General features: G+C 62.6%; 6 protein-coding genes. 3 read left to right on the top strand and 3 right to left on the bottom strand.

Translation table 11 applies throughout. The features are described 5' to 3' along the window. Nucleotides 1-337: 337 nt before the first annotated feature. From DP107_RS19320 to DP107_RS19330, 3 genes are all read right to left on the bottom strand, one after another. Nucleotides 338-1,972, bottom strand: coding sequence for a potassium channel family protein (locus DP107_RS19320; protein WP_144263710.1), 1,635 nt, complete (start codon nt 1,970-1,972; stop codon nt 338-340). A gap of 122 nt (nt 1,973-2,094) precedes the next feature. After that, on the bottom strand, nt 2,095-3,459 hold the full coding sequence (locus DP107_RS19325; protein WP_144263711.1) for an APC family permease: 1,365 nt from the start codon (nt 3,457-3,459) through the stop codon (nt 2,095-2,097). Nucleotides 3,460-3,541: 82 nt separating this feature from the next. Beyond that, nucleotides 3,542-4,258, bottom strand: a complete 717-nt coding sequence (locus DP107_RS19330) for a universal stress protein (RefSeq protein ID WP_144263712.1) — start codon at nt 4,256-4,258, stop codon at nt 3,542-3,544. 157 nt (nt 4,259-4,415) lie between these two features. On the opposite strand from DP107_RS19330, the gene DP107_RS19335 reads away from it, so the two are divergent. The 3 genes from DP107_RS19335 to DP107_RS19345 form a co-directional block, all read left to right on the top strand. Then, nucleotides 4,416-7,391, top strand: coding sequence for a vWA domain-containing protein (locus tag DP107_RS19335; RefSeq protein ID WP_144263713.1), 2,976 nt, complete (start codon nt 4,416-4,418; stop codon nt 7,389-7,391). A 77-nt stretch (nt 7,392-7,468) separates the two neighbouring features. After that, nucleotides 7,469-8,479 (top strand): hypothetical protein, encoded by a 1,011-nt coding sequence (locus DP107_RS19340; protein ID WP_144263714.1) that lies wholly within the window; start codon nt 7,469-7,471, stop codon nt 8,477-8,479. Next, nucleotides 8,476-9,226 (top strand): N-6 DNA methylase (locus DP107_RS19345; protein WP_144263715.1); only part of this gene is annotated, 751 nt, incomplete at its 3' end. The genes DP107_RS19340 and DP107_RS19345, both read left to right, overlap by 4 nt.

Below are 9,226 nucleotides of genomic sequence, written 5' to 3' on the forward strand. Positions count from 1 at the left end.
GATTCACTATATACGCCAACACACTAAGAGCAGAAAGTTCTAACGGTTACTATAGAAAGACCGTTGCCCCTCCGACCATTCCGGCTACGAATCCCAGGGCAGCCCGGCGGTTCTGATGTCGATATATACCTGCGCCAGCTGCATATCCGAGGCTACACACTCCGCTGAGAACGAGCCACGGTTCGGAGTAGTTCGGCTCAGTTGAGCTAAAGAACAAGACCGAGATTGCTACAGCGGTCAGGAGTGTGGCGCCTCCGATCATTCCGGGTACCGCCGTCGGAATATGTTGTTTGACGCTCAATTTATGATAATAATGTGTCTGCCCCAGGTTCGTCTCTCACGTGTACAGCTCGGTGAATCGTTGGACCCCATCGTCGGTCCCGGCAATGATGAGTTCGTCCTCGTCTTCGATGCGGACCTCCGGACCGATGTCGGAGAGTACCGTTCCGTCACGCTCAATCCCGACGACAGTACAGCCGGATTCCGATCGCACGCGTGCCTCTCCGAGCGTCTTTCCGACAAGCTGGGATGCGTGTGTGCGGACGACCTCGACGTTCTGGTCCATCGAGAGAACGTCCTCCTCTTCTAGTATCTGCGAGGCCAGCATTCGACCGGTGACGTTCGCGAGTGCCAGTACGTAGTCCGCACCAGCTTGGTACATCTTCGGGATACTCTGTGACTCCTCAACCCGAGCGATGATCTCCACGTCGGAGTTCGAGTCCCGCGCCACGAGGGCCGTGAACTCCGCTGTTGTATCGTCGGGAAGTGCCAGAATAACTGCACTGGCCTCATCGATACCCGCCTCTCGAAGCGTCTCGGGATCGCTTGCGTCCCCAACCACGTCGACACCCTCCAGATCAGTCTGGTCGACGACCGTGTACTGCACGCCGGCATCGGTGAGCGCGTCAGTGACGGTTTGACCGACCTCCCCGTGTCCAACGACGATCGTGTCACCCCGATCCAGCCGACGCATCCCCGACCGTGTGAGGTCCTTGAGCTGTTCGAGCTGGGCTTCACGACCGGTTGCCAGCAACACCGTGCCGTTGGTCAGCGTCGCGTTAGGATCGGGTGGTGTCTCGAACTCGCCGCGGAACCAGGCCCCGATGACGTTGACACCGGCCTGTTCACGGATGCCACTCTCCGCGAGCGTCTTCCCGACGAGCTGACTCCCGCGGTGGATCGGAAACTCGGCGATCTCGAAGTCGTCGTCGATCTCCACCACCTCTTCCAGTTCGCTCGTGACCGACGTTGTCACCTTCGAGGCGAGACTCTGGCCGAGCAGCGGGCGCGGGGAGAGCACCTCGTCGGCGCCGGCGAGGCGGTGGTACGGTGCCCGGTCAGGCTCTTCGACGACGCTGAGTGTCAGGACGTCATCGGCGATTTCCTGGGCGGTGAGCACGATGCTCGCGTCGACCTGATCCGATACGTCGGCGACGAGCGCCCTCGCGGCGGAGAGATTCGCCCCCTCGAGCCCTGCCTTCGACTCCGGGTCCGCCCGGATGACACGGTAGTCGTCCTCGTACAGTTCAGTCGCCCGTTCGCGGTCCGGTTCCACGATGACGTAATCGACATCCCATGAATCCAATTCGTCGATGAGAACGTCGGCACGGGGCGTGTACGTGCAGATCACCACGTGGTCGTCGAGGTCGCCGTCGACAGTTTTGGGGACAGTCGTCGAGAGAATCTCCTCGAGTAGCGGGAACGCGAGGACGGGAAAGGCCATGAAGATGAGCAGCGTCCCGAAGAGGTCCATGATGATCACGAGTACGTTCATCTCCGGGCTGATCCAGGGGGAATCCGAGCCGAACCCCGTCGTCGTGAACGTCTCGACAACGATCTGCAGGGAGTGGAGGAATGTCTTGGGTTCGCCCTCGTAGATCCGCATCCCGTTCTGATAAAGCACCGCAAACACGAGCATCGAGCCAATCAAGAGGACCGAATAGTAGACGGTCCGACGCTGCCACTTGTTCATACGTACGGAAGTTACCCTTAGATTGTTAAACCATCCCGATAGGGTCGTCGCCGCACGGCGTCAGCGCCAGGCCGTGGTCGAATCTCATCCGGTGGTGTCAGAGAGATTGTACAGCCATCGATTCAATCGGAGGTCACAGGCTCCTCCTCGCGTCGTCGGGCGAGAATCGTGCCGAGGGCTCCATCGCGGTTCGTCCGGCTCCGACCGTAGGCGAGGTACCACGTGACGCCGCCGACGATAATGCCGGCCGCTCCGAGGATCGGGAGCGTCCCCATCTGGGTGAGCAGCCCAAAGCCGCCGACCACGCCGGCGATTTGGACAAATGGGTAGCCTGGCGAATGAAACGACGGCTGGTACGAATCGACGTCACTCGTGCGAAACACGATCAGGGCGACGTTTACGATCGAGAACACGAGGATCTGGAACGCGCTGGCCAACTTCGCTAGGTCGACGACGTCGACGAACGCGATCAGCAGGAGCAGGAGACCACCGGTCAGCAGGATGGCGTTCAGCGGCGTCTTGAACCGCTCGCTGACTCTGGCGAGTCTCCCGGGTGCCAGCGAGTCCCGGCTCATCGCCAGCGGGAACCGCGAGGACGCCAGCACCCCGGCGTTCGCCATACTGGTCAGCGCCAGGATCGCGACCACCGCGATGACCACGACGCCGAACCCGCCGAGCAGTTGGCCGGCACCGTCGGCCATCGGCGTCAGCGACGGGCCATCGCCCGGCCCACTCGTCGACAGCGCCGCTGGATCGTTCAACCCGACGACTGCCGCGACCACCAGGGTGTACAGCACCATCATCACTCCCATCGAGATGAGAATCCCCAGCGGGAGGTTCCGGTCCGGGTCTTCGATTTCCTCGGCCACGCTGGCGATTTTGGTTACACCGGCGTAGGAGACGAACACGAACGCCGCCGCGGTGACGACCCCGCCGGTGCCCTTCTCGGCGAACCCCTGGAAGCGGGCGGGCTCGATTGCGACCCCCGAGTTGAGCACGTACGCCGCGAGTGCGACCACGACGGCGGTGACGATAATCGACTGGGCCTTCCCGCTCTGTTCCGTGCCGACGACGTTGAGTACGACGATCAGCGCCGCCAGCCCCAGCGCGACGGCCTTCACCAGCCCGCTCGACAGCGGGACGAGGAGAAGGAGGTACGCGCCAAGCCCGACCAGCGCGAACGAGCTTTTGAACACCAGCGAGAACCACGCGCCGATCCCCGCGACCGTGCCGGCCAGCGGGCCCATCGCCCGGTCGATGTAGAGGTAGGTGCCGCCGGATTCGGGCATCGCGGTCGCCATCTCCGCCTTCGACAGTGCCGCCGGGAGGACGACCAGCCCCGCCAGGATGTACGCGAGGATTACTGCCGGTCCAGCCTTGTTCAACCCGAGCGCTGGCAGTACGAAGATGCCGCTGCCAATCATCGCGCCCATGCTGATCGTGACCGTCGCGTACAGGCCGAGGTCGCGTTCGAGGTCGTTTTTCATTTGCTGACCACCTGTTCAGTTGAGTCGATTGGCTGTTCCCGAATCCCGGAATGAGACTGGTTCCACGACATCGATTGACGGATTACAGTTGTTCGACGTTTCGAACGACGAAGGCCGGATCGTCCGTGCCGGCGGTCACCTGTGCCGGGCGACTCCCGAAGATCCGGTCGCGGAGCGACGGCTCCGTTTCGCCCAGTACGAGGAGGTCGAACGTGTTCCCGAGGTCGACGATACTCCGTTCGACGTCGTCGTCGGTCGACAGTTGTCGGCTGATGCGGTCGGGTTCGACACCAGCCTCAACGAGACGGTCTGTCGCGTCCGCGAGAATCTCCTCGCCTGGGAGCCGGTCGGACTCCTCACCCGTGTGAAACAGCGTGACGGATGCCCCGGTCGCGGTCAGTAACTCCCCGACGAACGAGAGGATGCGGTCGAAGTTCGCCTCACCACGGAGTGGCACGAGCACCTCTGCAATTGCGTCGGCGTCGCCAGGTGTCAGGATCACGTCGCAGTCCTCTTCTAGTGCGACGCGATTAATCGTCTTCTCACGGGCTTTCCCAAACACTAGCCGAGTGGTCACCGAGACTCCTGCCTCCTCGAATCGTCGGGCGATACCATCGAGTTCTGTTTGAGCGTCGTCCTCGAACTGGTCGCGGGCGACGGAGGGCGGCGTCTGCTCCGGCAGTCCGTAGTGGCCAAGCAAGACCACCTCCATCGTCGCGAGCGTGTCGACCAGCACCGGTGGTACCTCGTCGGCATCCGGTAGTTCGAAGGGGACGAGGATTCTGTGTGTTACGCTCATGCATATCAATGAGTCAGCGAACACTAAACCGGGCGGACGCCGCAAGACGCTATCCTTGCTATTCAACTGGGCTCTCAATTCCGAGTCCAGAATATACCCCCAGCTACTGATGTCCTCATATACTTACCACGACTGGGGGTTGAGATAGCTGTATTGGTTGCAGGCAGATCGGGCGGCGAACTCTCGGAGAGTGGCTTGCCTACTACATCCTCTGTATCTCGCACGGGCGTTCTATCAATTACTGGGGATTTCAAGAGAGCTACGTCGGTTTGTGCGCCCCGCGTCAGCGAGGGCGTTCGTCCCCTACCATCCTATGTCACTCAGCCATCGTCACCGAGACCGAAATCATCAACAGATCGTCGACGACCTCACGCCACAGGCCGCGACCAGAGCCCGTATCTCCACACAGCGCGCTGACCGACTTCGCGAGTTCATCCTCGGTCATCTCCCCGATGAGGTGACCGTCGACGTCGTCATCACATCCGGTGTCCAGACTGCCGCCGTCCTCCCGGCCGATGTCGACGCCATCGTCTCCTCAGACGCCACCGACATCGAACGCGCTCAGGCCGAACAGTTCCTCGCCGGCGTCGACGCTGATTATCTCGTGCTCGTCACCGGGAACGAAGCCGACCTAACGCGAATCCCGCTCAACGACCAACTCACCGCCGACCACGCCCACCAATTCGGCCTCGCCTTCCACGAACTCCTCCACATCCTCAAGACGGCGATTACAGCCATCGGTGAGCTGCTCGATACCGAAATCGATTCGCAGTATCACGCGCAGGTCCACGACCTCATCAACATCATCGAAGACGGCGCAATCGAGAGCGAAGCTATCCACGGCGAGAACTTCAGCGACAACGCTGGCATCCGCCTCGAACTCACCCGACGACTCCACTCGCAGACGCCCGACGACATCCCCACCGGACAAGAGGTTCGCTACTCGTTCTGGGATGCCGTCACCTCGTGTCTGTACGACGAAGCCATCTATCCGACCGGCATCACGGATGTTCTCCTCGACGAGGACGACGACCGAGTCCGCTTCAAGAGCGAGGCCGACCGCGACGCGTTCGAGGCCAGCCACACCGAACTGTACGCCCTCTCGCGTGACGCACTCGCGATTCGGAGTGCCGACCGCGACGACACGACCCACGCCCACGATAAGACCGCCTCCGTCCGTCGCGCCCGTCGCGTCATCCAGACTTGGACCGACCATATCCAGCCCGTCCTCGAGGCCGACACTCGAGACCACCAGCAGGCCCAGGACAACGAGCACGCACAGGGCGACGGCCAGTGGCAATCTCAGGAGCGTGACGGCGACGAGCAGAGTCAACAGCAGGAGTCCGGCGGCGACGCCACAGGCCGCCCCGAGTCGGCGTCCCACCCCGACGGCGGCGATGATATCTCCAGTGGAAACGGACGGCCTCAGAACGCCACTGCGGACGCGTCAGCCACGCCCGGTGAGAACGCGGAGCCATCCCTGCCCGAAGACTTCGACCCAAGCGAGGTCACGCTCTCACGAGAGGCGACCGACGATCCACACCAGAATATCTTCGAGCAACCGCAAGTCACGGCTGACCCCAATCCCGACAACGTCGACGCCGAGCCCTCCAGGGCGACCCCTGACAACGCGGAGGGCACCAACAGCGACAACTATAGTGGCGATTCTGAACCTGAACCTTCGACCCGGGCACAGGCGATAGCCCAAGCCACTAAGCGGGCCCGAGAACGCGAGAAAGCAAGAGCCGGTAAGAAAACGGAGACAGAAACAGAACCCAGCGCTGGCGACGAGCCAGGAGCGCAACCGAATCCCGGTGATTCATCCGGAACAGGCGGTTCGGCTGGGCGCGATAGACTCCGAGATCAGAATAGTCAGCTCACACTCGGCAACTTCGAGGACGAAGATCAACCCCTCACCGAGGGCGATATTGAACAATCACCGTCGTCCAGCGAGAGTGAGAGTGGGAGTGAAGGGGAGGGTGAAAGAGAGAGTGGTTGCACCGGCGTCGATGTCGAGGATAGTCAGGAGAGCGGGGAAACGGGAGATGCGGGTAACACGGGTTCTACGAGTTCTGCGAGTAGTGTGGCCAGCGAGACGCTGGGAACTCCCGATGGCCCGGCCCACGCACAGAGTTACTCCCGGTCACAGCACGAAACGCAGGCGGCGTACGAAGACGCACTCGCCGGCGACGAGCGTGCAGCCCGTATCGAAGCCGACCGCGAACAAATCGACGAACAGGCGCTCGAAAATGAACTCGGCGCACTCGCCGACCACCTCGAACGCCAACGCCGCCAGCACTCCCACGATAACGGGAGTGAGGAAAACAGCGGACAGCGTGGTGGGGCGGGATACTCGCCGGGGAGCCTGACCGACCTCGAAATCCTCGCCGTTACTGACGATCTTGCCCCACCCCGTGAGTGGGGCGCCATCGAAGACGGTGCTGGCCGGGTTGCCGACACGCTCGAAATGTATCTTCGACTCGACCGCCGCAAGAGCACGCGACGCGGACTCTCCGCTGGAGCCTACGACACTCGCGCCGGCCATCGCCTTGCAATCGGTGACTCCCGGGTCTGCAAGAGCCGGACGATGGGCAACGAGAAACAGTACGCCCTCGTCCTCATCCTCGACCGTTCGGGATCGATGCGAGGCGGGTCACCGGCGAAGATCGAGGTCGCAACCCAGGCGCTCACTCGATTCGCCCTCGCCGCCGAGAATCTCGGTATCCGCGTCGCGATCATTGACTTCATCCACGGCAACGCCCGCCTCGTCAAGCCGTTCAGCATTGAGACGCGACACGTCCAGTCATCCCTTCTCGATACCGCCTGTGGCGGCGGGACGCCACTCGCTGAGGCCATCGGCCTCGCGAACGACCTCGTCGAAGCCCAGCGCGACGACCCGCTCATCATCAGCGTTGGCGATGATCAGACCTCGGCCGACGCCGTGAAAGATGTCATCCGCCGAGCGTACGCCCCCGTGTGTTCGCTCACTATCGCGACCGATACCGACCCCGGCACGCTCTCAGGCTCGGCTTCAGAACTCGCGACCTCCTACGAGCGCCAGGAGACAGTCTATACGCCTGAGCGTCTCAACGATAGACTCGACCAATTCGCCAGTCTTCTCGCCGGCCTCTGAGAGTCACTCCTGGCCAATTTGTCGCCCCCGAAACGGTAGCGGGGCGTCCCTTCGACGCCCGCCTCAGTCACCGAATCATGTCCTATCGAACACTCCATACAGCCGACGGCAACGTGCCCAGCCTCGTCCTCCCGCCGGGGGCGCTCGCCCACACCGACCGAGAATACGAGTACGATGTCGAACGCGACCCGGCCAACGTCGAACCGATCGAACACCAGATCCGCCTCGACTTCATCCGCGGTGGCCCCGTCCGCCGCGACCAACTTCTCGGCAACTACAACCCCTGGAAGTACGACCCGACCGACCCCGCCACCCTCCCCTGGCAGGGCGTCAAGCAGAAACCACTCGGCCTCGCCTACGCCGAAACCTCCTGTGTCGCTCGCATCCACGAGGAGAAGCGGTTCTACGACCACGTCGACGACGACACCGTCCTCGCAGATGCCCCGGCCTTCCTAGCAGCGCGCCTCCGAATCGCTCGCGAAGAACCCAACCCAGAACAGGCTCTCGAGGAAGAACGCCAGCGCCGCGAGAAATGGTATCGCGAACTCATCCCCGGGCCCAACCTCAGTCAGGTCCTCAAGGACTCGTCGTACGGCTCGCTCATCGAGGCGTGTATCGGGCCCGCACCCGACGCCGATCGCCTCCTCGAACACAACGCCTTCGTCGGGATGGTCCTCGTCGACGGCGACACCGACCCCGACGCCTTCGATCGTGACCACGCCCTCGATTCCACGTACGTCCTCCGAGAATCCGCGCTCTCGCATACCCAGACCGATGACTCCGTCCGACTCGCTGACTACGGCATCGACCTTCCCGCCCCGCTCCTGGTCGGCGAATACCAAAGCGGCAGCCAGTACCCACTCATCCCGTGGGGCGACGCCCTGACCTGCGCCTGTCCGTACAAACAGTCCGCACCGTGGCGCGTGATGTGCAAACACGAACTGCTCGCGAGCGTCGTCTGCGGTGGCCGCGACTCGATCTTCCTCCCCGTTTCCCGGGGCATCGACGTCCCGCACCGAGCGCGGCGCTTCGTCAGCCCCGAAATCGCGGTCTCACACCAATCCCGAGCGGAGGGCTATCACCGATGACGACGCTGCTCGAACGCGAACATCGGAAACTCGTCTCCGACCCACTCGACGCCATCAGCCAGCAGACCGGCGATTCGCCGTATCAGGTGTTCTCGGATTGGATCGACCTCGCCCTCGCCAGTTTCAGCGGCGACGAAGACGCATATCAAAACCCGCTCGCCCGGTATGCGAACGACGGTCGCGATGAAGACACCGTCCGAGAGCTCGCAACTCAGCACGCAAACGCCCTCGGGGGACTCGTCCTCGCGATGGAACAGACCAACGAAGACGTTCTCGGCGGCGTGTACGAACACTACGGCCTGACGAGCAGTCACTTCGCCCAGTACTTCACGCCGGGGGCGGTGAGCCGCGCGATGGCAGCGATGAACCTCCCCGATGGTGAGGACCTCCGCGACGCCACCGCCGAAGACCCGCTCGTCATCGGGGATATCTCCGGCTGTGGAAGTGGTCGGCTCATCGTCGATACCGCGAATCACCTCCGCGAAATCGCTCCGGAGGCCCCCGCCGTCTTCTTAGGCTACGACAAAGACCCTATCTGCGCGAAAATAGCGGTTTTGAACTTCGTCCTCAACGACCTCACCGGGTACGTCCTGCTCGGTGATGCCCTGAAACTCGAGGCTCACCGCGTCTGGTTCGTCAGCGTCGCCCAACTCGCCCGTGGCGACCACCCACTGACTTCCTCCCACGGCTTCAGTCGTGGGGTTCCCGTCACAGACGGGCTCCCACGGCGGAGAGGTTCCCAACTCG

Origin of the sequence: Haloglomus irregulare, assembly GCF_007421925.1 — an archaeon.
Taxonomy (GTDB): domain Archaea; phylum Halobacteriota; class Halobacteria; order Halobacteriales; family Haloarculaceae; genus Haloglomus; species Haloglomus irregulare.